The sequence below is a fragment of the Aquimarina mytili genome (assembly GCF_016735115.1).
Lineage (GTDB): Bacteria > Bacteroidota > Bacteroidia > Flavobacteriales > Flavobacteriaceae > Aquimarina > Aquimarina mytili.
The window spans coordinates 64,136-89,064 of sequence record NZ_JAERQJ010000004.1 but is presented as its reverse complement, the minus strand read 5'-3'; the positions used below and the strand labels follow the sequence as shown (position 1 = coordinate 89,064).

Sequence of the window (24,929 nt, the reverse complement as noted above, 5' to 3'; positions counted from 1 at the left end):
AAATACTATCTTAAACTAATATAATAAGAAGAGAAGGTGTTTTAGGCAGCTTTTTCAAAAGCTATATAATTAATCAATTTTCCTTTTTTATCGTATACAGGAAACCCTTTGATAATACATTTGTATGTAGTTTTATCTTTTCTGTAGTTAAGGATTGACACTTCAAAAGGGGTTTTATTATTTACTGCATCCCGTACTTTTGCCGAAGTTCTTTGGCAGGTTCCTGCTCCTTGAAACATTTTTGGAGTTTGACCTATAACTTCATTGGGCTCATATCCATTTAATTCTTGAATATTTTGAGAAGCATACACAATTTTTAGATTTGGTTTGGTAATAATAATTACAGATTCTTCTTGTGTAAACTCTTTATGATAGTTTCTAGTAAAATCCCAATTCTTGGTAAGTTTTTTTAACACATTAAGATCTTCTTTAAAAGTCTCTAAAGTGGTATGATGCTCTCCTAAGAATTCCCACGACAGTAACGGCAAAGTATAATTAGACATTTTTTTATAATATCCTGCCATCATTTGGTCGTACCCTTTAAAATCTTCCATAAAAAATCATTTTGATCAAAAATATACAATTATAAGTACTTGTATGATTGAACAAAAGTTAATTCTTAGATTAAACAAAGGTTAAACTTTCTTCTGATTACAACTTGAATTGCAGTGTAGCATACCAAGAAAATGGCTCTGATGGAATAATCCCTGGTCCCGGATACCCAGTTGCCCTTTGCGTAAAATAATTTTCGTCTAAGACATTATTAATCCCGGTTTCTAATTTAAATTTCTTGTATGTATACGAAAATGAAAGGTCTAATATAGAGTACGAAGGGATTTTACCCAAAGTTCCTTCTTCCTTGCTTCCTTGTGGTGCTCTATCGGCATTAGTTGCTTCTGTATATTGCTCTGATAGGTGTGTAAATTGAATGTTTCCTAAAAAGTTTTTATATCCAAAACCAATTCCGGTTTTCAGGTTAATTAAAGGAATGAATTCAACTTTTCTACCTTCAATAGGTCTATCTGATTGCGTATATTCTGAATCTGTAATGGCTAAATTTACAAAAGTATTCAATACATAATTCGTATTGTTTTCAAAGAATGTATTTGCAATATTCCAGTTTGTATAACTTTCCAACCCATAAATTATAGCATCTCCTATGTTTCCACGAGTTCTTCTTGCTCTATCATCAAATACTTCACCTATTCTATCGTCATATAACAATCCAAATACACTAGCATCATACGTAAGACTTTTGTTTATCTTTCCTCTAAAACCAACATCTGCTGTATACCCTTCTTCATCTCCTATATTGGGGCTAATAACAAAGGTTGGATTAACGATACGAATATCGCTAAACGTTACTGATCTATAATTTTGAGAAATATTGGCATACACTTCAAGCCCTGGTTTGATTTTATAACTAGAGCCTAACCCAAGAAGAACAAAAGATCGTTCCAGAGTTTGATCATCGGTTCTAGTAATATTGCTTATCGGGTTGCCTGCGTTATCAAAAACAACATCGTTGTATATTCCATCAGATTCTGTTTTAATGTACTCGAATCGTATTCCTGGAGTTACCGAAAATTTATCAGTTATATTAAAAATATTCTCTCCAAATACCGCTACATTTAGATTAGGAAAATCAAAAGTAGATTGATTAGCATAATCTGGGAACGTGTTATTTTGGAAAGTAAAGTTGGCATCAGTTCCAAGACTTCCTGGTCCTTGTCTTGCATCATTATTAGCTTGATAATACTTAGACCCTATTAGAAATACCGATTCTTTCCCTAGTAAATTATAACGGCTAAGTAAACGAGCTTCTGCTCCCCAATTCTGAAAATTTCCTACTATCAAATCTCTTGGTGTAACAAAGTTTCCTTCGGCATCTATTTCATCTACTGCAGTTATAGGATTAGAATTTAAATCTGTAGGCACACCTCTAAATCCTAATGCTTTTCTAGAAGCGTCGAGCCCAAAAAGATTTAGGCTAAAATCAGTTTTCTTAGAAAACTCATGTTCTAATTTTAAAGAAAATAATTTCCAATCTACCTCAAACCAGTTTCTTGTTCTATTACTAAAATCAGAATCTAGTTCAAATTGCGTATCTGTTAACCCTCCAGGTTGTTTTGCTAAATACTTAAGATATGTAAACTCCCCTGTAAGCTTTGTTTTTTCAGAGAATTTGTATCCTAAATGGGCATATGCATTTTTAGAGTCAAACTCAGAGTTTGGTCTAAAACCATCTCCTTCTTTATAATTAAAATAAGTATAGTAGCTAAACTTCCCTAAGGTACCGCTCAAACTATTAAAACTAGTAAATAAGTTGAAAGCACCTAATGATTGTCGGGTTACCCACTCTATTTTTTTATTTGGATTGGGTTGTTTCATTTTAAAATTAATCAACCCTCCAAACTGGGTACCATATTGTAAAGATGCTGCACCGCGCACTACTTGTATCTCACTTAAAGCTTCTGCAGGTGGTGTATAGTAGCTCTCTGGGTATCCTAGCACATCTGCACTTATATCATAACCATTTTGTCTGGTATTAAAATTAGCTGTTCTATTAGGATCAAGTCCTCTACCACCAATATTAAGCTGCAATCCACCTACACTATTTTCATAAATATTTAATCCGGCAACCTGTGCGTATATTTGTCGAGCATTATTGGATGCCAAATTGCCCAGAGCGTTTTCTAATAAAACTACTTCGCTTTTTTTACCTGCATATATTGCAGTTCCTTCAACGGGTTTTAATTGTTTCAATCCAAATATTCTTTCTCTTCGCTGTGTAATTAACACTTCAGAAAGTTCTTCTCCTATGGGTTTTAGTTCAAAATCAATAACTGCATCATCACCTTCAACTTTAGCTTGTTTTTCAAGTATATCATAGTTATAATTAAAAACAGTAATCATGTACTCCCCATCACCAATATTCGTAAGTTCAAATTTACCATTGGTATCTGTTACCGTTTGTTCTCCAGTATTTTGGTTATATACCTCTGCATTTTTTATTGGTTGGTTATTTTGATCTAGTACTGTTCCTGTTATTTTGTGTTGACTAAAAATAGAGCTTACTATAAAAAAAGTAATTACTAATACACTACAATCCCTTAATTTCATCTTTTAATGGAATAATCCAAGTTTTATGTTTAAATGATTCTTTTTGTTTCCCCAAATCCACTTCTGGATCAATATATTGACTGCTTAATCTACCATTAAGCGCTACGTAACTTTCTACAAATACCTGCACATTTTGATGCCCTTCACTTTCAAAATGTTTTTTTAAATAATGCGCATATTCTAAAATAAAATCAGGCTGTGTTGCCATTTGTTTTTGCTGAAATGAGGTAAGAAAATCATCATTATCCACATAAAACCTCTTACCCGTCTTGCCATCCACAATCTTAAAATTAGCATACCCCGCTTTTTCCATTAACATTACTCTCCATGAAAAACGATACCCTTCTTCTGTCCAAAACAATTCTCCCGGATATAGCAAATAACGAAACGGCAAAAGTAACTGAATTACCAAAAACAATGACAACATTGATATCACTATTTTTTCATGTTTTGATGAAAATGATAAAAGTCTTTTAGTATCAAAAAATTCTTTATTGATTTTAAAAACTTTACTTATTAATTCTAATATTTTATGATGAAGTCTGGAGTCAAAAAATATCAAGGTACTAACGATCATAATGTATGGAAACATCCCTATTGGAAAAAGTACCCGTGTTAGCACATGAAATATTATAACTAAGACAAATGCAAAAATTCGGGTTCTTTTATACAATAACAAAAAAGGAATAGTAAGGTCATAAATTGCTCCCGTATAACTAAATACATAGTGAACCCATTCCTGATGCATTAATTCTCCTAACAACGGAATATCATATTTAGAAGGCAACCAAATCCTAAGAGGCATTGCCTTAACAATCCAATCAGAATTTAGTTTTGCTAATCCGGCATAAAAATATACAATTCCTAACAGCACTTTGATTGCATCAATGGTCCATTTGGGAATGTTCTGAAATGAAGTTTCTTTTTGTTTTGCATCTAATGAATAATACGCATTTGCTGGTAAAAAAATCATTAAAAAACTTAACAGGCTTATAAAATAGTAATGATTAAGATAGGTAGTCTTATCCATTAATTCAATATACGTGAAGCTCAAAAAGAAAGTTATGATTGCTATTTTGTATTTATACCCTAATGCCACGAAGATTGCTGAAAGGCCGCAGATCAAAAAAATCAAATAAGTGTACTCTCCTATCGGTTTAATATATTCGAATCCATAATATGAAAAGAAAAATTTAGGTTGTATATACAGCTTCTCTATCCATCCGTAACTATAGAAACGAATAATGCTGATCACCATCATTACACCAAAAAAAATACGAAAGACTGCAAGTGGTGCAGCCTCCGTACTTTTTTTTAAATATTCTTTTAGAGTAAAATTCATACACTGCGTTGAAACTATCTAATCTCCATCAGCATCGACAAAATCAATACTAATCGATAGCTTTTGAAGCATATCGACCTTTAAGAAGACAACATTTTTCTGTAACTCATCATACACCTCAAGCATAGAGGTATTATTCGTCTTCACCTGAACCGAAAAATCATCATTCAAACTCGAAGCTTCTGTTCTTGAAACATCAAATTGATCATTAATAATTTTGCCTAGATCTTCACCATTGGTGATTGTCATCAAAAAGTCTAAATAGGTTTTAAAACTTTGTCCAGTTACCGTACTTCCGAAATGTTTTCCGTTAAAAAAATCTTGCATAGCATCAAGATTAGCTATAAAAAGGTCTTTAGAAAAATCTCCTTTATAGAAAGCTTCTACTTTATCGGGAAAAGTTTCTCGTTCTGCAAAAACACCAGCAGGAATTCCTATTTTTCCAGCTCGTAAATGTTTTTCATAATGAAACAAAAAATCATTTGCGATTTTATCTACAGAACTTGTAGCCGAAGATCCGCTATTATTAACAAATGTGTTTCTATACCCACCGGTCCAATCTGTAACTACAGTAGTAGTAAGCATATCCATGCGATTAACAACATCGATAAGATAATTTTGATATTTGTCGCCATCAGTTACATCGGTATAAAAGGCAACCGTTTCTAAATCGGTATCAGATAATCCGTTAATCAGATAATCCAAAGCTGCAAAACCTTGCTCATCTTGTTGAGAAACAGCTGTAAGATCATAAGATTCTGAGCTAATATTACTCTCTATGTTTGTTGTATTTACTGGATATACATTCATGAAGTTTCTATAGGAAAGCTCTTCGGCTTTTCCTATTTCGTACATTCCTACAGACTGCCAAGAAACATAGGCCGTAGACCATGCAGATCTTAACTTTGTTAAGTTCTCTTCATTAGTAGTAGTTGTAAATTCTGAAGCTGCGTTTTTTAAAGCGGTCATCTCTGTAGAAAAACTTTGGTATGCAGGGATGATAATATTATCCGCCATATTCTCAAGCATGGCTTTTCTATCAAAACTATCTCCTGGTCCTGTACTTTCAGCATCATCGCTAGACGAACAGGAAGCTAAAAAAATTGTTAAAACAGAAAATGAAAGCAAAAACTTCTTCATGTTATTTTTATTTATTCTTAATAAAGCTGTGCAAATGTAAAAAAAGAGGCTGAAAATCAATCAACTTTCTACCTCTTTTTTTATCATTTGATATTTTGTTTAATTTTTTTAGCTTCCTGCTTGCTCTACCGTAAAACTGAATTCAGCAGCAATAGTTTCAGAGATAGTTTGCAATGTTTCTGGAGTTACATTCCATAATCCATTTGTAGCTCCCATCAACTGGTTAAGAAGCCCTTCAACCTCTGTACGGCTAAAATATGGTGCATTTGTAATAGGGTTTCTAGTAAACTGTAGACTATATATGAACCCATACCCTTCTGATAAGTCATGAAAGGCACTAGCATAATCAACAGTTGATTCTTCTAAAGTACTTTTACCTTGTTGCAAGTAATAAACAGCCCTTACTCCTATAACTTGTGATATTTTTTCTCTAATAATGGCAGCTTGTGCATCACGAATATCGTATCGTTTTGCCACGATAGCAGCTCTTCCTAATTTGAAAGCAGTATATATATCAGCTGCGATTCCAGTAAAATCACCATCTTTATCATTTTCAACTCTACCAATATATTTATTCAAGAAACTGTCATCATCACCAATAGTTGCATTTGGATTAGCAGCATCTACAGAAGCACCATAAAGATATCCATAAGCTTCATCCCATTTATGCTCCATTGTTGTATAATTTTTACCCTCAGCTACAACACCATTATCATTATTAGTTCTATTATCAGCTTCATCTAGTATTAATGTCCCGAGATAATTATTTAATGCCTGATCTACCATTAAAGCACCAATCAAACCTTTTCCGAATGCCTGATTTAATTCTAATCCATTTGCATTTACGTATCTGGTAGCAGGGTCTGCTCCACCTTCTTCGATAAAACCAGCTGTACCTTCTACTGCAGGAGTGGTCCAACTTGTAAATACGTCGTCTACCTGGCTTTTGATCCAACCATCAAACTCTTCTTTGATTTCGTTAGTTACAGTAACATTATCAAAGAAATAATCTCGAGATGCAGCAGTTTTGCTACGTACACTTTTATCAGAATCATTAAGTGCTTCAGTAGAAAAATCGTTTGCTCCCTCTACATGAGCAAACATATTTGCTAAAGTTGCTTCATCTAATGTCTCGTTTTTTAACGCGCTAACTATTTCTTCAGACATGGCTATTCGGGTAGTTTGTCCTCCAAAACTAACAGTACTCTCACCATTACGTTCAAAAACATAGGTTGCAGGAACTTCAAACTGCGTTTCTGGAAGAAAAATAGTATCATCATCATCAGAACATGATCCCAGGATAAGTGCTCCAGATAAACATGCAAGATTTATTAATTTGTTGATTTTCATTACTTTTTATTTAGACTTAATTCAAATAATTGATTTTTCCTGTGCAAATATATCTATCAAAAAGCATTTGACAAACTTTATTTGTAATAAATCTAAATAAAATTAAATAGCTTGAAACGGAATAAAAACTAACTTACTGAATATCAAACAACAAACCAAATAAGATTGTTAATTGGTACGATATTGTACTCTCAAGGCCTTTACCCAGTCGATTAATATCTCTTTTTCGTCCTCTGATAGGTTTCCATGAATCCAGGTATATGAAGAAAGTGGCATTTCACCTTCTTCTACTTCTTCAATAAGTTCTTCCAGCTTATGATCTCTTTTTTCATCTGTATATTGCTCCCAATCTGATACATTAAAATGCTCTTTTCCTTCATCAACATGATGTCCTAGCCAATAAGAAACAGGAGCAATCTCTGCATACCATGGATATATGGTTTGATTACTATGGCAATCGTAACAATTATTCTTAAGTATTGTTTTAAGTTGATCTGTAGGTTTAGTTTCATTTTCAAAATAAGAAACAGACGCATACCCCGATTCATTTTTATCTGGTCTGATAAATTGCATAATAACAAGTACAACTAGCAATACTAAACTTACAATCTTGATGTTTTTTTTCATTCTTTAATAATTATTAATGGTATTCTAAAAATATTTTTGAAGCCTCATTATACGAAGATTCGAAACTCATAGGCCTTACATTAGTTTCTGCTTTAACTGAAGTAAAATATGAAATCATACGCTCTGTAGGCATATTACCAGTAAGCTCATCTTTTGCCATGGGGCATCCGCCAAACCCCTGAATTGCCCCATCAAAACGTCTACATCCAGCCTTATAAGCTGCATCCACTTTTTCGTGCCACGTTGTAGGTGTAGTATGCAAATGTGCTCCAAATTCTATTTTTGGATATTTAGGAATCAAATTAGAAAATAAATAATCGATAATTTTGGGTGTTGAAGTACCTACCGTATCAGACAATGAAAGAATTTTAACCCCCATACCACTCAACTTCTCGGTCCACTCTCCTACGATATCAACATCCCATGGGTCACCATACGGATTACCAAACCCCATAGAAAGATAAGCCACTACTTTTTTATTTACCCGATCTGCAATGTTTAATATTTCTTGCAGCGTTTCAACCGATTCGGCAATCGTTTTATGCGTATTACGCATCTGAAAATTTTCAGAAATTGAAAATGGGTATCCTAAATAATCTATTTCAGGATGTTGTGATGCATCATTAGCGCCTCTTACATTAGCAATGATAGCCAACAGTTTACTTTCGGTATTAGAAAGATCTAATTGCGATAATACCTTAGCCGTATCTACCATTTGAGGTATCGCTTTAGGAGAAACAAAACTTCCAAAATCGATAGTATCAAAACCACAACGCAATAAGGATTGTATGTATTGAACTTTTTTCTCGGTAGGAATAAATTCTTTAATGCCTTGCATAGCATCTCTTGGGCATTCAATAATTTTTACTTTTTCGGCCATTTTAGAGCATCAAAATAAAAGAAGTTCAACTTAGAGTATAAAAATATGATTATTTTTCAGAAAAAAGGATAAAAAATCCAATTCCGATAAAGACAATTATCTGCAACCATTTTAGAACGACTCCAATTTTGGCATTCTTTTTCAAATATTCAGAAATCGCTCCCGCTAATATCGCTATTAATCCAAAAACAATGATCCCTACGATTACAAATAATGTTCCTAATACATAAAATTGAGTTATACTACTCATCATTTCACTAAATAAAAACCCAGGAAAGAAAGCCAGAAAAAAAATAGAAACTTTGGGGTTTAAAACATTCATTATAAAACCTTGCCTATACAATTGCCCAAAACTCTTTTTCTCCACCGTTTCTCCAGAAAGTTGTATCGCAGCATCACTTTTAAACACCTTAAAAGCCAGAAAAAATAAATATCCGGCCCCAAAAAGCTTAATTATAAAAAACAGAGTATCGCTTTGCTGTATTAGAACAGACACTCCAAATGCCACTAGTGTTGTATGCACAAAACACCCAGACATTAACCCTCCAACGACGGCTAATCCGTATTTTTTACCATTAACCATGCTTTGCATTAATACAAATATATTATCGGGTCCTGGAGAAATAGCCAAAGCAGATGAAGCTATAATAAAAGTATAGAGAATGTCGTAGTTAATATCCATTAAGATTGTTTACTTAATATAGCTTTATTTATATCCTTAATTAATTTAGGCCCCTCGTATATAAAACCTGTATACAATTGCACTAAACTAGCTCCGGCTTCTAATTTTTCGATTGCATCTTTGGCGGTATGGATTCCTCCTACTCCAATAATCGGAAACGCTTTATTACTTTTTTCAGATAAAAATCGAATTACTTCAGTTGATCGATTCGTTAACGGCTTACCACTTAAACCTCCAGTCTCACCCGATAAAACTGCACTTGATTTTAACCCTTCTCTCAAAATTGTAGTATTTGTAGCTATAACACCCGCAATCTTCGTTTCTCTGACGATCTCAATAATATCCAGAAGTTGTTCATTTGTAAGATCTGGAGCTATTTTTAATAAGATCGGTTTTTGCTGTGGCCTTTCTTGATTCTTGTTTTGTAATGTATTTAATAATGCTGTAAGTGGCTCTTTATCTTGCAACGCTCTTAGGTTAGGAGTGTTTGGAGAACTTACATTAACAACAAAGTAATCTACAAAATCAAATAAGGCATCAAAACACAACGTATAATCCTCTACAGCATTTTCATTAGGAGTAACTTTATTCTTACCAATATTTCCTCCTATTAAAACTCCTTTATTTTTTTTCAATCGCTTAACTGCATCTTCTACCCCTCCATTATTAAACCCCATTCTATTAATAATAGCACTATCTTTTTTAAGCCTGAATAATCGTTTTTTGGGATTTCCAGCCTGGGGTTTTGGAGTTAACGTACCTATTTCAATAAATCCGAAACCAAAATCAGATAATTCATTAAACAACTTGGCATCTTTATCAAATCCTGCTGCCAACCCAACGGGGTTTTTAAATTTCAAACCAAAGACCTCTCTTTCCAGTCTTGGATCATTTTTTTGATATAAACTTCTTAGTATTGGAGACACTAAAGGAATTTTAGCTAAGAATCTAATGGTTTTAAATGTGAAATGATGAATATTTTCAGGATCAAACCTAAATAATATGGGACGAACTAAAAGTTTATACATTGATGATGATTTTGCTTGCGCAAAAATAAGTTTTAGAAGGCTCTAATAAAAGCTTATTTTTGAAATCTTTAATCCAAGTAATATTTGAATATTTTTATGATTTCTAAAAAACATATCATTGACAGGTTTATCAGTTATGTAATTATTGATACCGAAAGCGACCCAGAAAGCAACTCCACACCAAGTACAGTGAAGCAATGGGATTTAGCAAACAAACTTGTCGAAGAATTGAAGGCAATTGGATTAGACGATGTAACCATCGATGAGAATGCATATATCATGGCAACATTACCTTCTAACATAGACAAAGAAGTACCTACCATTGGTTTTATCTCTCATTTTGATACTACTCCGGATTTTACAGGCGCAAATGTTAAACCACAAATTATAGAAAACTATGACGGAAAAGACATACTGCTCAATCCTGCAGATAACATTGTTCTTTCTCCTGATTATTTTGAAGATTTGAAATTATATGTAGGGCAAACCCTTATTACTACCGATGGAACCACTCTTCTTGGAGCCGATGATAAGGCCGGAATTACGGAAATAGTTTCTGCGATGGAGTATCTCTTACAAAATCCCGAAATCAAGCACGGAAAAATTCGCATTGGTTTTACTCCCGACGAAGAAATTGGCCGTGGAGCCCACAAGTTCGATGTTCAGAAATTTGGTGCTGATTGGGCCTACACCATGGACGGTAGTCAAATTGGAGAATTAGAATATGAGAACTTCAATGCTGCTGGTGCTATAGTAACGATTAAAGGAAAAATAGTGCACCCAGGATATGCCAAGGGAAAAATGATAAACAGCATGTATATTGCACAAGAATATATCGATGGATTGCCAAAAAAAGAAACTCCAGAACACACTAGTGGTCGTGAAGGTTTTTTCCACTTACATGATATGAAAGGCAGTGTAGAAGAAACCAAGTTACGGTATATCATTAGAGATCATGATAAAGAAAATTTTGAAGCCAGAAAAGAAACCATGCTTACCTTAGCTTCAAAAATCAATACTCAATATAAAGACGCAATACATGTCGAAATTCATGATCAATATTACAACATGCGAGAAAAGGTAGAACCCATGATGCATATTGTTGATATTGCAGAAGAAGCTATGAAGTCTCTTGATATCACCCCGCTTATAAAACCAATACGAGGCGGGACTGATGGATCTCAATTAAGTTATATGGGGTTGCCATGCCCTAATATTTTTGCTGGTGGGCATAACTTTCATGGTAGGTATGAGTATGTACCTGTTGAAAGTATGATTAAAGCTGTTGAGGTTATTGTACGAATTGCAGAATTAACTGCTAAACAATAAGCAGCGGTTCAAACTATATTAAATTCATAAAAAAGCGCGATACAATTAAACATTTGTATCGCGCTCTTATTTAAGTAGGCTAGTTATTACTTACTTTTTTTCGGTTGGTGTATTCAATTTTTGACTCATCTCCAATGATATTGCCGATTTATCAAATGTTAATTTACCAGATCCTGTTTCAATAATAACAGCATTGTTTTTTTCGCTGAAATCAAAAACTTTACCATGAAGACCGCTTTTTGTTACGATACGATCTCCTTTTTTAAGTTCATCAGCAAACTTTCTTTCCTTTTTTGCCTTTTGCATCTGTGGACGTATCATAAAAAAATACATCACAACAAAAATTAATATAAAAGGAAGAAACTGTTGTATTTGTTCCATAAAAAATTACTTGCTTGTTGGTGTTCCGCTTGCTGGTTTAGCTTTTGGAGTTACCATAGCTTTAATCTTTAGAAGTTCTTTTCCTGCTTCAGTATTTGCAGTAATTGTAACCTGCTTAGTTTGCTGGTTTGGTTTCCCGTTAGAGTTAAACTTAACAAGCATCTCTCCTGTAGCACCGGGTGCAATTGGCTCTTTCGGCCATTCTGGCACAGTACATCCACAGCTTCCTTTTGCACTTACAATAACTAAAGGAGCTTTACCTGTATTCGTAAAACTAAATTTATGCTCTACAACATCTCCTTCATTAATTGTTCCGAAATCGTGCTCAGTTTCTGCAAAAGTCATTACAGGAAAATCTGTGTTTTTTGCATCACGCTCAGCTGCTATTTCTACATTTTCTTCTTTAACTTTTTTTGCCGCATCATCTTTACAAGACACAAATGTCATAGCAAAAACACCGGCTAAAATTAAGATTCCTTTTTTCATTACTTGGGTTTTTAATTAAATTGAGGGTTAAAAATACTATTTTTTTTGAACTACATAAGTCCACGGCCAACTTTATTTAGTTTACCGTTCTCTTGATACTCCTTAGAAATCTTATCAAGGATACCGTTGATAAAAATACTACTTTTAGGAGTACTATATTCTTTTGCTATTTCTAAATATTCGTTAATTGTGACTTTTACGGGTATAGAAGGAAACTTTACAAATTCGCAAATTGCCATTTTTATGATAGCTTTGTCCAATTCGGCAATACGATCTTTGTCCCAATTTGGTGTCTTACCATCAATTTCTTTAGTGAAATCACTTCCGTTTAACGCTGTCTTTTTAAAGATATCTGTAGCAAACTTCTTATCGTCTATATCTTTATAAAGTTTTGGCAACGTCATATTTTCGTCATGAGATGCTTTAAGTTTGCGAAGCATTTTAATAATAGCTGTATTCACTAGTGGTAGATCATCTACCCAAGTAAGTTTCTTATCTTCAAAATACTCATACAGTTTATCATTAGGAGCTATAACTTCTTTAAAAATATCCAACACAAAATCTTTATCTTCTCTAAAAGAGCTTAGCTTAGTGCTCATATAATCTTTATACAACTCACTTTCTTTAATCTCGCCCCAGAGTATTTTTATATACTCATCGTCTAATTCCCAACAATTGAGTTTTTTTCGCTCAATTTCTGCCTTAAGTTGTTCATTATTTTCTAACAACAACAAGATTTCATTCGTAATAAATTTTGTATTTGGGTTTTTTTCTTCTGACGTTGCAAGGTATTTTTTTTGACTTTTAGCCAAAAAATCGGCAACATGCTTTTTAATTTCCACCAGAAGCTGAAGATTTATTAGAAACAAATCATACATCTGATCAATACTAAAAAGAAGAAATTTTTCTTCTTTATCTAGGTTATCATTTTGCGTCTGCTCTATTGAATATAGCGACTGCATTACTTTTACTCTAATATGTCTTCTGGTTAACATAGAAAAAATTACAAAGAACTTTATATTAAAAAAATGGACGAAAGTATATATAAACTTTCGCCCTGCAAAAATACTATTATTTTTAATCTAGCTATCTAAAAAACACTCTTTTTATAACTAGTCATTATATTTCTTTCAATCTGATTATTGTTTGTTTTTTCTAGCAGCTATTCTATCTTCTGCTATGCCAATGGCAGCGGCATTAGTTGTAGTATTCGTTGCCTTTGCTCTATTGAGTATATCTAATGTTGTATTATAGATATTTTCGGTCTTAGACATTATTTGTTCTCTTCCGTAACCTTCTATTTCCGCGTAAACATTAATAATACCTCCGGCATTGATTAAAAAATCAGGGGCATATACGATCTCTTTCTGCTGTAATAAAGGACCATGTATACTTTCATTAGCCAACTGATTATTAGCAGCTCCTGCAACCACTTTAACTTTTAGTTTATCTATAGTTTCATTATTTATGGTAGCACCCAAAGCACATGGAGCATAGATATCTGCAGTTTCAGAATATAGATCATTCCCTCTATAAATATCGACTCCATATTTAGTACTTACTTCTGTAAGTCTTTCTTCATTAATATCACTGATAATAACGTTTGCCCCTTCTTCTGATGTTAAACGTACTAATTCTTCACCTACATGTCCTATTCCCTGAACTAAAATTCGTTTTCCTTCTAGTTTATCATTACCATAAGCAAACTTAGTTGCCGCTTTCATCCCCATATATACACCATATGCTGTAACAGGAGATGGGTTACCTGCTCCTCCTTTTGATTCAGAAATTCCAGTTACGTAAGGCGTTACTTCTCGCACTGTATCCATATCTGAAGTTTCCATACCTACGTCTTCTGCAGTATAATACTTACCTCCTAGAGTATGAACAAACTTACCGAAACGCCTCATCAACTCAGGAGTTTTAATCTTTTTTGGATCTCCAATAATAACTGCTTTTCCTCCTCCTAGATTCAATCCTGTGATAGCCGCTTTATACGTCATTCCTCTCGATAGCCTTAAAACATCATTTAAAGCATCCCATTCTGTTTTATAATCGTACATTCTGGTTCCTCCCAAAGCAGGTCCTAAAATTGTGTTATGCACACCAATTATTGCCTTCAATCCTGTATCTTTGTCGTGACAAAAAACAACTTGTTCATGATTATCAAAAGATAGTTGTCCAAAAACTGGAGCTTCTTTTTTTAATTGATTTGCAGTAAGCACTTCGGTTATCATATTGTGAAAAAATTAAAATTTTACAATTATATTATATTCAAAATCAGGTTGCTAAAATAATGTTTTTTTACGAATTTAAAATTTAAAGCTGTTAAATTTTACGAATTATTTAATAAACAGTTTTTTAAAATTGAACTTTTATGCGCGCATTACGCCATTTGAATAAATATTTTCTGAAATATAAATATCGACTCCTTATTGGAATTGCGATTACTATAATTGCAAGAATTTTTGCAACTCTCGTTCCTACTTTGGTTGGTGATTCTGTTGATGTTGTAGAGCAGTATATCAACAAGGATATTACAGATTTATCAGAAGTAAAAAACGGGCTTATAATCAATATTCTTTTAATCTTAGGAGCGGTACTAATTTCTGCTTTCTTTACCTTCTTAATGCGACAAACTTTTATTGTTGTCTCTAGATTTATAGAATTTGATTTAAAGAATGAGGTATTTCAACATTACGAAAAGCTATCTCTTAATTTTTACAAAAAAAATCGAACCGGAGATCTCATGAATCGCATTAGCGAAGATGTTTCTAAGGTAAGGATGTATGTTGGCCCTGCAATTATGTATAGTGTAAACACCATTACTTTATTTGTTGTGGTGATTGGATATATGATTAGTATTGCTCCTGAACTTACTTTATACACAGTTACTCCATTACCTATATTATCGATATCAATCTATAAACTTAGTGTTGCTATTCATAAACGCAGTACCGTCGTACAAGAGTTCTTATCAAAGCTAACCACATTTACTCAAGAATCATTTAGTGGTATTACGGTCATTAAAGCCTATGGAATAGAAACCCAAACACATCAAAATTTCACAGATCTTTCTAATACGAGTAAGGATAAAAACCTGGATCTTGCCAAAGTACAAGCATTATTTTTTCCTTTAATGGTTTTACTTATTGGGTTTAGTAATATTCTTGTTATCTATATCGGTGGTAAGCAATTCTTAGATGGCACAATAAAGGATTTGGGTGTTATTGTAGAGTTTATAATTTTTGTTAATATGCTTACCTGGCCTGTAGCCACAGTTGGCTGGGTTAGTTCTATAGTGCAACAGGCCGAGGCGTCTCAAGTAAGGATTAATGAGTTTTTAAGTCAAGAACCTGAAATTACTAATACAATATCACAAGACACCCCGATCAAAGGAAATATTAGCTTTGATAACGTTTCTTTTATCTATGATGATACCAATATTACTGCTTTGAAAAAGGTGAGTTTTGAAGTCAACACTGGAGAAACTATAGGTATACTTGGTAAAACAGGTTCAGGAAAATCAACTATTTTAGATCTAATTGGAAGATTATATGATGCATCTTCTGGCGAAATACGTATTGATGGGACTCCAATAAGAAACCTTAACCTGACCAATCTTAGAGAAAGTATTGGTTACGTACCACAAGATGCATTTTTATTCAGCGATTCTATTAAAAACAATATTAAGTTCGGAAAAGAAAAAGCAACAGACGATGAAGTATATAAAGCATCAAAAAATGCCGTAGTGCATGATAATATTGTTGGTTTTAGCAAAGGATATGATACCGTTTTAGGAGAGCGTGGTATTACACTTTCTGGAGGTCAGAAGCAACGCGTATCTATAGCAAGAGCTATAATTAAAGAGCCATCAATCCTTCTTTTTGACGATTGTTTATCTGCAGTAGATACCGAAACGGAAGAAGAAATACTTCAAAACTTGAACAACATTTCTAAAGATAAAACCACTTTTATTGTTAGTCATCGAGTATCTACGGCCAAAAACGCAGATAAAATCATTGTTCTTGAAGACGGTCAAATAATCCAGCAAGGCACTCATAATCAACTAATCAATACCGAAGGATACTACAAAGAACTCTATTTAAAACAGCTTAGCGAAAAAGAAATTTGAGTTTTTTTTGTCCGATTAACATTTTTTTTGGATTTTTAACCCATCATAGCATATTAATTAATTTAAGAAATAAGGATTATGAATGATAATGAAATGATGGAGAAAGAAGAAATTTTCTCAAAAGTTTTACGCGCAGGAAGAAGAACATATTTCTTTGATGTGAGGGCTACAAAAGCTGGAGATTACTATTTAACAATAACAGAAAGTAAAAAATTCACTAATGATGATGGATCTTTTCATTACAAGAAACATAAGATCTATTTGTACAAAGAAGATTTTTCTGGATTCACTGAAATCTTAAATGAAATGACAAATTACATTGTCGAAGAAAAAGGTGAAGAAGTAATTAGTGAAAGACATCAAAAAGATTATCAAAAATCTTATGAGAATTCTAACGAGGAAACTAAAGAAGAAATCTCGGCTTCTACAGAAAGTTTTACAGATGTAAACTTTGATGATATATAAAAAAACAACTAAGGCTTATTAAAGTTAAAGTTATGTAAACCGCTTCATTGCCTGAAGCGGTTTTTTTTATATTCACACATTCAAAAGAACTACTCAATGAAATATATTTTTACATTTCTAACAGCACTTACTACATTTCTTTCTACCGCCCAAAACAATCTTTTATTAGAATATTATCTGCCTAAAAATATAACTTACAACGCCGAAATACCAACTCCTCAAAGCGTTTTAGGCTTCGTTCCGGGAAAATGGCATGTTACTCATGACAAATTAGTAGCGTATATGAAATCCCTCGCTAAAACCTCTTCCAGAATAACCATAGAAGATAGAGGAAAGACTTTTGAAGACCGTCCTATTTTATTATTGACCATCACTTCAGAAAAAAATCATCAAAATATAAACGAAATACGAAAAAAGCATCTCCAGCTTACAGAAATAGGTTCTGAAACTTTGGACATCAATACCCAACCTATTGTTGTTTATCAGGGATTTTCTATTCACGGTAATGAGCCTAGTGGATCTAATGCCGCATTAGTACTGGCATATCATTTAGCAGCCGCACAAGGACCAGAAATAGAAGAGCTTTTGAACAATACTATTATTTTATTAGACCCTTCGCTTAACCCAGATGGCTTACAACGTTTTGCATATTGGGCAAACACGAATAAAAGTAAAAATATAAGTACAGACCCTCAGGATCGAGAATACAGCGAAGTATGGCCAGGAGGAAGAACCAATCACTACTGGTTTGATATGAATCGTGATTGGTTACCGGTACAACTACCTGAATCAAGAGCGCGTATTAAAACATTTCATCAGTGGTATCCAAATATCCTAACTGACCATCATGAAATGGGATCAAATAGTACATTTTTTTTCCAACCCGGAATACAGTCCAGGACACACCCACTTACTCCAAAATTAAACCAAGAATTAACTAAAAAGATTGCAAATTACCATGCCAATGCATTAGACAAGATTGGCTCTTTATACTATACAGAAGAAAATTTTGATGATTTTTATTATGGAAAAGGATCCACTTTTCCTGATATTAATGGAGGAATCGGAATTTTATTTGAACAAGGAAGTTCTCGAGGACATGCACAACAAACAGTGAATGGAATCATAACATTTCCATTTACGATCAGAAATCAATTTACAGCTACACTTTCTACACTTGAGGCTGCCAAGGCTATGCGAAAAGAATTATTACAATATCAAAGGGATTTTTACAGCAATGCCAGAAAAGAGCCTGCAAAAGATGCCTATATTTTCGGAAACTCAAAAGATGCGGCTTCAGTTTATCATCTCGCTGAAATTTTAAAAAGACATCAAATTAAGTTTTATGAACCAAGGCAAGATGTAACTTCAGGAAGTAAAACATTCAAAAAAGGATATAGTTATATAGTTCCAAAAAATCAACGTCAAAAGCGACTTATAAAAGCTATTTTTGAAAAAAGAACTTCATTTCAAGACAGCCTTTTTTATGATATTTCTGCATGGACGTTTCCTTTAGCTTTTAATCTTGAATATACAGACAAAATATCTGTTTCTAATTTAGGTAACGAAGTTTCTAACTTAAAACATAGAGAAACCAAACCTGTAAACCAAAGTAATTACGCATATGTAATGCAATGGCATGAATATTACAGCCCTAGAGCTTTGTATCAAATATTAGTAAAGGGATTAAGAGCCAAAGTTGGTATGCGACCTTTTACTTTAGAAAACAATAACTATGATTATGGTACAATTTTAATTCCGGTTCAAAATCAAAAGCTAAACACTCAAGAATTACACGCTTTTCTTCAAGAAATTGCAACAAAAAATCATATTAACATTACAGGTGTATCTACCGGGCTTACTCAAGGTATCGACCTTGGCAGCAATCAATTTAAAGCTTTAAAACTACCTAAAATTGCTCTATTTACTGGTGCTGGTATCACATCGTACGATGCTGGCGAAATATGGCACCTAATGGATCAGCGTTATGATATCCCCATCACAAAACTAAAAACAGATAATTTCTATAGAACAACCTTATCAAAATACACCCATATTATCTTACCTAATAGTCGAAGACAAAGTTTTACAAAAAAAGAAGCAGAAAAACTTAAAACCTGGATTAGCAATGGAGGAACATTAATTGGATACAGAAATGCAGCACAGTTTTTTGCCAATACCGAGTTAATGAATATCGAATTTGTAAAACCCGAGAATATTGCTAAAAATATATCTTTCGAACAAAAACAAGATTTTTCTGGTGCACAAGTTATTGGTGGTGCTATTTTTGAAGCCAAAATTGATCGTTCTCATCCGATAAACTTTGGATACACAAATAACAGAATACCTCTTTTCAGAAATACTACTTTATTTGTAAAACCAGACAAACAAAGCTATAACAACCCTATTCAGTATACAAAAAAACCCTTATTAAGTGGTTATATCAGTCAAAAAAATCTGGACTCACTGTCAGGTACGGTGCCGTTCAAACATAATAATCTAGGAAAAGGTGATATAATTTTATTTACAGATAACACAAACTTTAGAGCTTTTTGGTATGGAACTAATAAATTATTGATGAATGCTATCTTCTTTAGCAAGGACATGTAATCAATGGCAAGCAAATCATAACTTATCTCTAAACTCATAATAATGAGATAACACTTCTGCAGGAGCTTCGACTTGTGGGTAATGTCCTATTTCTTCTAAAACTACTACATCTGCATCTGGTACGATCTCTTTATAAAACTCGGCCATATGTTTTCCCGAAATGGGATCACATCCTCCGTCTATTAATCGTTTTGGCATATCTGTATATTGTATCGCTTCTCGCCATCGGATTTTATAGGTATCCCTTTCTGTAAGATATTTTATAAGTTTTGGAATTACATTTTTTCCTGCATTATAATCTACCACTTCCCAAAAATCATCGATTTCCTGATCGCTGGGCTGTGTATCTTTCCCAAAGATTTTTCTAAAATTCTTGGCAAGTGTATTTCTTCCCATAAAATGCTTAAGAACAGATCCAAGAGGAGTAAGTAAGAGTTTTTGTGTGATCGTAGGGAAATTAGTTTCAGGAAACATGCCACCATTCAAAAAGCATACAGATTTAATATCAAACTCATACTCTGGGTTTTCTTTAACTCTAGCCAACATTTCCTGAACAACAGTATCCCCAAAGTCATGTGCTAAAATATGAAAAGAAAAGAGTTTTTTATCTTCAAGAAAAGCTTCCCACAAATCAACCTGTTCAGCAATAGTATAATTAAAATCCATAGGCTTTGAAGAAAAGCCATATCCTATCATATCCAAGGTATACACCTCATACTTATTGGTCAGAGAACCCCATATCTTCTCCCAATCCCAAGATGAAGTAGGAAAACCATGTACCAAAAGTAATGGCTCACCATTACCCGATTTTTTATAGAATATTTGATATATATCTTTATACTCGAAATACGAGCCCGAGTTTTTCCAGCTGTCTAATGTCATACTATTTTTTTCCAAACATTTTTTGAATAACCCAAGCTGGACCAATTAGCAAAAATTGTAAATCTTGTGCTGCAGATGGTTTTTTCCCTTCTAAATGATGGCCATAAAACTGTCCAATCCATGCAACCACAAAAATGATCAAAGAAACCATCCATAAAGGAGCATATTGCCCTATATAATAATTCGCTACAATACAAAAAGCTATAAAAATTAGAATTTGTAAAGCCATTTTTACAGATAACCTAATATAAAACAACAATATAAATAACGAAACCACAAAAGCCCAATTTTCTATAAAAGGATTATCTCCAGGGATAATAGAAGCTAAAAAACCATTAGGTATACTCATAATCAGCCCAACAATTGAAAAAAATATAGCAGGCACACATATGAAATGAATTGCAATATTAGTCTTATTCTGATGACTTACGGCATATTCTTTAAACCAAGTATCTAGAGTCTTCATAAAGTTAAATTTAGTTGTAACGAAGGTAATAATTTTTAGACTTATTCTATAGAAAATTGTAATTTGGCATCTCTATAATTTTAAAAAATATGGCACGAACTCCATCCAATATGTTACCTCTAGGAACGGCTGCTCCAGACTTTAAACTGATCGATGCAGTAACGGATAATCCTGTAACCCTAAAAGACGTTTGTGGTAAAAAGGGTACTGTAGTTATGTTTATATGTAATCATTGTCCATTTGTGATTCATGTAAATGAAGAAATTGTACGCGTTGCTAATGATTATCGTGCTCAAGGATTTGGTTTTGTTGCTATAAGCAGTAATGACATTAAAAAATATCCACAAGATGCCCCTGAGCACATGTGGAAAACTGCACAAAAAAACAATTATACTTTTCCTTATTTATTTGACGAAACACAAGAAGTAGCTAAAGCTTATGATGCTGCGTGCACGCCCGATTTTTACTTATTTGATGCAGAATCCAAACTTATCTATAGGGGGCAACTTGATGATTCCAGACCTGGCAATGGTATTCCCGTTAATGGTAGAGATCTAAGACAAGCTTTAGATGCAGTATTACGTAACGCCCAGGTAGCCGAAAATCAAAAACCTAGTATTGGTTGTAACATAAAATGGAAAGAATAGTTTATGCATGTCGATATTAGCTTCAAAAAATGTACTAAAATAGACATTGAAAGTTTGGTTACTATTAGCCAACAATTCTATCCAGAACATTATGCACATATCTGGAAAAACAATGACCCTAGTTTTTATATCAATTTAAGTTTTAATAAAGATGTTTTCGAAAAGGATCTGAAAATTGAAAATATTAATTATTTCTTGATCCAAAAAGAAGATTCCAATTTAGGCTTGTTAAAAATTCGGAAAAATGAAAGTGTAAATAATTTTAGTAGTACTGAAGCTATGCAATTAGAGAAAATCTATCTCTTAAAAAAAGCTACAGGCCTCGGTATTGGTAAAAAAGGACTTGAATTCACTAAAAAATATGCGCTAAGTCTAGATAAAAAAGTATTATGGCTAGATGTAATGACTACCAGTCCAGCTCTTACTTTTTATCAAAAAAACGGTTTTACAACCACCTCTTTCTATGATTTGGATTATCCTGGTTTAAAAGATGGGTATAGAGAAATGCAACGAATGATTATGCCTTTACCTTAACTGTGCGACAATCTTTAAATGTGCCAAGTGATGGTTACCATGCCAAGCATAAATACCAATATCTTCGGCTAAAGAGATTGTAACATCTCCTTCAGGATGTATAAATGTTTTTTCAAGGTCTTTAGGAGATAAGCCTTTTAAAAAATAGGTCCATTTAGCATGTAGTGCTTTAATCAGATCTAACGACAAATGAATTGGTGCAGATTGAGTATCGAAAAGTTCTGCCCATAGTGTTTCATTGTATGCTTTAATGACCGGGTTGTTTTCTGTCATCGCCCATTTAAAACGAATGTAACCATTATGATGACTATCATGAATGTGATGAATTACTTGCCTGGCTGTCCAACCACCTTCACGATAGGGGGTTTCTAATTGTTCCTCAGTAAATCCAGAAACAAGGTCTGATATTTTTGTAGGCAAATTTTCTATATCAGATATCCATTGTTTTATATGAGTTGTTGTTATATCATCTGGGCATTCAAATTTCCCAATTGGGTATCTGGCATCCATAATCAATCGTATTTATTCTACTTTAGCATATACAAATTCTTCTTTAGAGAAGAGATCAATTAATGTAAGTACGTTTTCGTCAACATTTTCTATTTTATATCTATAGATTCGATCATCCATAGGGAAAAAGCATTCAAGCACACCATCATCTATTCTTGTTTTTAAACGATTAGCAAATTTCCCATTGTAAAAATTAAAACGTATTGTTCCTTCAAAAATGATATAATCATCTGTGTTTTCTATAAAAAGCCACCTTCCTTGCAACGCTTCGTATATATCCCTATTATAAAATTTATTATCAAGCAGGCCTTTCATTTTATTGGCATATGACAAAAAATCTTCTTTTAAAGCAATTCCAGAAACAGGAGACCCAGTTTTTTCATTTTCTATTTCCTCACCACTATTGAAATAATGCTTTGACTCATATTTCGTAAATGTTCTAGAGTAATCAAGAACCTTTTGCCCACTCGAATTGGTTGCCGACAAATAGGGTTTATGTTTATAATTCACATAAATCAATTGGTCATTCCAGAAATAAAACGTTGTAAGAACATCTGCAGAGCGCGTTCCTACTTTTCTTATAATTTTCTTAAGTCGTTCATGTTCATAATACCCATTAAGTTCTGCAGCATTATCGGGCATTTTATCCAGAAATTCTTCGGGATCCAGATGAAAGGTGTCAAATTCTATATAACCATCAATGACTTCCATTTGATCTTTGATATCAACAAGAATATCTTCTTTTTTTTGTCCAAACAAAGCATTTGAAAGATATAGAACCAATAAAGTTGTAAGTAGTGTTTTTTTCATATTAATTGATTAAGGCCTCTTCATGTTTTCCCATAAACATAATTAAGAAGAAGCATATATCTAAATCTCAATTGAAAATTTTAACATTTTCATCATCACTTAGTGCACCAAAGTAATGATTTTGAGTCAGATAAAAAATTGGTTTTATTAACAAAAATTCAATTTAAGATAATCATAAAGTATACCATAATTTTTTATCTCACTAAATATATGGTTTTTAAAACAAAATGTCCTTGAGTATCTCAAGGACATTTTATATACTATTCTTAATAAAAATGAAGATTATTTCACATTTACCAATTCCACATCAAAAATAAGTGTCGCATTTGGAGGAATCACTCCACCAGCACCAGCTTCACCATAACCAAGATAAGGAGGAATTACAAATCGCGCTTTATCTCCAACTTGTAACAGTGCAATCCCTTCATCCCATCCTGGGATCACATGCCCCATCCCTAATGGAAAATCGATAGGTTGATTTCTCTTAAAAGATGAGTCAAACACAGTACCATCAGGCAAACTACCTTTGTAATGTACTGAAACTGTTTTCCCTTTTTCGGCTTTTACACCATCACCTTTTTGAATGATTTTATATCGAAGCCCGCTATCAGTTTTATCAAACCCCGCTGCTAGCTCTTCTAATAATTCTTCTGCTTTTTTCTTGGCCGCTGCCTCTCGTTCTGCTTTAGCCCCGTTAAATTGCCTAAAAGTTTCAACTGCGTTAAAGTTTTCTGCATCTGCTCCAACTCTTATAATCTCAACCTCATCAATAGAATCACCTTGTGCTACCGTATCCACTACATTTTGTCCTTCTACTACTTTACCAAATACAGTATGCTTTCCATCTAACCATGATGTTTCTACATGTGTAATAAAAAACTGGCTTCCATTTGTACCTGGACCAGCATTTGCCATAGATAAAACCCCAGGGCCATCGTGCTTAAGATCTGGATGTATCTCATCGTCAAACTGATATCCAGGACCACCAGCTCCTGTTCCTTGAGGGTCTCCACCCTGGATCATAAAGTCAGCAATTACTCTATGAAATTTTAATCCATTATAATAAGGTTTCCCTTGTGGAATAGCTTGGTTTTCAATATTACCCTCGGCAAGGCCTACAAAGTTACCTACGGTTCCTGGAGTTTTTTTATACTCTAAGTTAATAAGAATATCTCCTTTTGTTGTTTTAAATTTTGCGTATAATCCGTCTTGCATAACAGCGTTGTTTTAAGCGTTTTAATTTTTGAGCTGCAAAGATAGGTAATTGGTTATGGTTTACTATATTTATTCTTTAATCTTAGAAAAATTTTATTATGTTAGAAAAATTCAAGTCGTTCGAAATTAAAAATACTAAAGTAATTCATGGTGGAACACATGCAGCAAGTCAAGGTATTCCTGCTGATAACCTTAGTGTATTGAATATTAATATATCAAGAGACCATGGAAATAATGACGGCATACCTCCAGATGGCGCATTTAGATAAGGTATTTTTTATATAAAA

25 protein-coding genes are annotated in these 24,929 nt (G+C 33.3%); 7 read left to right on the top strand and 18 right to left on the bottom strand.

Translation table 11 applies throughout. The features are described 5' to 3' along the window. Nucleotides 1-41: 41 nt before the first annotated feature. From JJQ60_RS11555 to JJQ60_RS11515, 9 genes are all read right to left on the bottom strand, one after another. The gene (locus tag JJQ60_RS11555; RefSeq protein ID WP_201919871.1) at nucleotides 42-554 is read right to left on the bottom strand and encodes a PAS domain-containing protein; all 513 of its coding nucleotides are present in this window, start codon (nucleotides 552-554) and stop codon (nucleotides 42-44) included. 97 nt (nucleotides 555-651) lie between these two features. Further along, the gene (locus JJQ60_RS11550; RefSeq protein ID WP_201919870.1) at nucleotides 652-3,123 is read right to left on the bottom strand and encodes a TonB-dependent receptor domain-containing protein; all 2,472 of its coding nucleotides are present in this window, start codon (nucleotides 3,121-3,123) and stop codon (nucleotides 652-654) included. Then, nucleotides 3,104-4,465: an HTTM domain-containing protein gene (locus JJQ60_RS11545; protein WP_201919868.1), complete on the bottom strand. Its 1,362-nt coding sequence runs from the start codon at nucleotides 4,463-4,465 to the stop codon at nucleotides 3,104-3,106. The genes JJQ60_RS11550 and JJQ60_RS11545 overlap by 20 nt, the downstream gene beginning before the upstream one ends. An 18-nt stretch (nucleotides 4,466-4,483) precedes the next feature. Next, a complete protein-coding gene (locus JJQ60_RS11540; RefSeq protein WP_201919866.1) occupies nucleotides 4,484-5,605 on the bottom strand; it encodes an imelysin family protein in 1,122 nt (373 codons plus the stop codon). 108 nt (nucleotides 5,606-5,713) lie between these two features. Then, nucleotides 5,714-6,955 (bottom strand): DUF4856 domain-containing protein, encoded by a 1,242-nt coding sequence (locus tag JJQ60_RS11535; RefSeq protein WP_201919864.1) that lies wholly within the window; start codon nucleotides 6,953-6,955, stop codon nucleotides 5,714-5,716. Nucleotides 6,956-7,123: 168 nt separating this feature from the next. Next, nucleotides 7,124-7,582 carry a heme-binding domain-containing protein gene (locus tag JJQ60_RS11530; protein ID WP_201919862.1) on the bottom strand — a complete coding sequence of 153 codons (459 nt, stop codon included), beginning with the start codon at nucleotides 7,580-7,582 and terminating at the stop codon, nucleotides 7,124-7,126. Between the two features lie 13 nt (nucleotides 7,583-7,595). After that, nucleotides 7,596-8,462: a hydroxymethylglutaryl-CoA lyase gene (locus JJQ60_RS11525; protein ID WP_201919860.1), complete on the bottom strand. Its 867-nt coding sequence runs from the start codon at nucleotides 8,460-8,462 to the stop codon at nucleotides 7,596-7,598. Nucleotides 8,463-8,511: 49 nt separating this feature from the next. Continuing rightward, entirely contained in the window at nucleotides 8,512-9,144 is a 633-nt protein-coding gene (locus JJQ60_RS11520) for a LysE family translocator (protein ID WP_201919858.1), read from the bottom strand. Then, nucleotides 9,144-10,172 carry a quinone-dependent dihydroorotate dehydrogenase gene (locus JJQ60_RS11515; RefSeq protein ID WP_201919856.1) on the bottom strand — a complete coding sequence of 343 codons (1,029 nt, stop codon included), beginning with the start codon at nucleotides 10,170-10,172 and terminating at the stop codon, nucleotides 9,144-9,146. Before JJQ60_RS11515 ends, JJQ60_RS11520 begins: the two co-directional genes overlap by 1 nt. A 96-nt stretch (nucleotides 10,173-10,268) precedes the next feature. Between JJQ60_RS11515 and pepT the strand changes: the two genes are divergently transcribed. Then, nucleotides 10,269-11,501 carry a peptidase T gene (gene pepT, locus JJQ60_RS11510; protein WP_201919854.1) on the top strand — a complete coding sequence of 411 codons (1,233 nt, stop codon included), beginning with the start codon at nucleotides 10,269-10,271 and terminating at the stop codon, nucleotides 11,499-11,501. Nucleotides 11,502-11,591: 90 nt separating this feature from the next. Here pepT and yajC read toward each other — a convergent pair whose 3' ends face one another. From yajC to JJQ60_RS11490, 4 genes are all read right to left on the bottom strand, one after another. Then, nucleotides 11,592-11,882, bottom strand: coding sequence for a preprotein translocase subunit YajC (gene yajC / locus JJQ60_RS11505; RefSeq protein ID WP_201919852.1), 291 nt, complete (start codon nucleotides 11,880-11,882; stop codon nucleotides 11,592-11,594). A gap of 6 nt (nucleotides 11,883-11,888) precedes the next feature. After that, nucleotides 11,889-12,368 (bottom strand): DUF1573 domain-containing protein, encoded by a 480-nt coding sequence (locus tag JJQ60_RS11500; protein WP_201919851.1) that lies wholly within the window; start codon nucleotides 12,366-12,368, stop codon nucleotides 11,889-11,891. A 50-nt stretch (nucleotides 12,369-12,418) separates the two neighbouring features. Then, a complete protein-coding gene (gene nusB / locus JJQ60_RS11495) occupies nucleotides 12,419-13,363 on the bottom strand; it encodes a transcription antitermination factor NusB (RefSeq protein WP_201919849.1) in 945 nt (314 codons plus the stop codon). A gap of 144 nt (nucleotides 13,364-13,507) precedes the next feature. Next, entirely contained in the window at nucleotides 13,508-14,605 is a 1,098-nt protein-coding gene (locus JJQ60_RS11490; RefSeq protein ID WP_201919847.1) for a Glu/Leu/Phe/Val dehydrogenase, read from the bottom strand. 140 nt (nucleotides 14,606-14,745) lie between these two features. Here JJQ60_RS11490 and JJQ60_RS11485 point away from each other — a divergent pair, with 140 nt between their 5' ends. The 3 genes from JJQ60_RS11485 (at nucleotide 14,746) to JJQ60_RS11475 (ending at nucleotide 19,578) form a co-directional block, all read left to right on the top strand. Continuing rightward, nucleotides 14,746-16,503: an ABC transporter ATP-binding protein gene (locus tag JJQ60_RS11485; RefSeq protein ID WP_201919846.1), complete on the top strand. Its 1,758-nt coding sequence runs from the start codon at nucleotides 14,746-14,748 to the stop codon at nucleotides 16,501-16,503. 78 nt (nucleotides 16,504-16,581) lie between these two features. After that, nucleotides 16,582-16,968, top strand: a complete 387-nt coding sequence (locus tag JJQ60_RS11480; protein ID WP_201919844.1) for a PUR family DNA/RNA-binding protein — start codon at nucleotides 16,582-16,584, stop codon at nucleotides 16,966-16,968. 96 nt (nucleotides 16,969-17,064) lie between these two features. Further along, on the top strand, nucleotides 17,065-19,578 hold the full coding sequence (locus JJQ60_RS11475) for a M14 family metallopeptidase (protein WP_201919842.1): 2,514 nt from the start codon (nucleotides 17,065-17,067) through the stop codon (nucleotides 19,576-19,578). 15 nt (nucleotides 19,579-19,593) lie between these two features. On the opposite strand, the gene JJQ60_RS11470 is transcribed toward JJQ60_RS11475, so the two are convergent. Together JJQ60_RS11470 and JJQ60_RS11465 are read right to left on the bottom strand one after the other, a co-directional pair. Beyond that, complete coding sequence (locus JJQ60_RS11470) at nucleotides 19,594-20,460, bottom strand: alpha/beta fold hydrolase (RefSeq protein ID WP_201919840.1); 867 nt, start codon at nucleotides 20,458-20,460, stop codon at nucleotides 19,594-19,596. A gap of 1 nt (nucleotide 20,461) precedes the next feature. Next, a complete protein-coding gene (locus JJQ60_RS11465; protein WP_201919838.1) occupies nucleotides 20,462-20,926 on the bottom strand; it encodes an Mpo1 family 2-hydroxy fatty acid dioxygenase in 465 nt (154 codons plus the stop codon). A gap of 89 nt (nucleotides 20,927-21,015) precedes the next feature. On the opposite strand from JJQ60_RS11465, the gene JJQ60_RS11460 reads away from it, so the two are divergent. Both JJQ60_RS11460 and JJQ60_RS11455 read left to right on the top strand, forming a co-directional pair. Beyond that, nucleotides 21,016-21,573, top strand: a complete 558-nt coding sequence (locus JJQ60_RS11460; protein WP_201919836.1) for a thioredoxin family protein — start codon at nucleotides 21,016-21,018, stop codon at nucleotides 21,571-21,573. 3 nt (nucleotides 21,574-21,576) lie between these two features. Then, entirely contained in the window at nucleotides 21,577-22,107 is a 531-nt protein-coding gene (locus JJQ60_RS11455) for a GNAT family N-acetyltransferase (protein ID WP_201919834.1), read from the top strand. Here JJQ60_RS11455 and JJQ60_RS11450 read toward each other — a convergent pair. The 3 genes from JJQ60_RS11450 to JJQ60_RS11440 form a co-directional block, all read right to left on the bottom strand. Further along, nucleotides 22,099-22,617 carry a YfiT family bacillithiol transferase gene (locus JJQ60_RS11450; protein ID WP_201919832.1) on the bottom strand — a complete coding sequence of 173 codons (519 nt, stop codon included), beginning with the start codon at nucleotides 22,615-22,617 and terminating at the stop codon, nucleotides 22,099-22,101. The genes JJQ60_RS11455 and JJQ60_RS11450 overlap by 9 nt on opposite strands. A gap of 12 nt (nucleotides 22,618-22,629) precedes the next feature. After that, nucleotides 22,630-23,427 (bottom strand): hypothetical protein, encoded by a 798-nt coding sequence (locus JJQ60_RS11445; RefSeq protein ID WP_201919829.1) that lies wholly within the window; start codon nucleotides 23,425-23,427, stop codon nucleotides 22,630-22,632. A 282-nt stretch (nucleotides 23,428-23,709) separates the two neighbouring features. Next, the gene (locus tag JJQ60_RS11440) at nucleotides 23,710-24,642 is read right to left on the bottom strand and encodes a peptidylprolyl isomerase (RefSeq protein WP_201919827.1); all 933 of its coding nucleotides are present in this window, start codon (nucleotides 24,640-24,642) and stop codon (nucleotides 23,710-23,712) included. Nucleotides 24,643-24,740: 98 nt separating this feature from the next. Between JJQ60_RS11440 and JJQ60_RS11435 the strand changes: the two genes are divergently transcribed. Continuing rightward, a complete protein-coding gene (locus tag JJQ60_RS11435) occupies nucleotides 24,741-24,911 on the top strand; it encodes a hypothetical protein (RefSeq protein ID WP_201919825.1) in 171 nt (56 codons plus the stop codon). The last annotated feature ends 18 nt before the right edge of the window (nucleotides 24,912-24,929 follow it).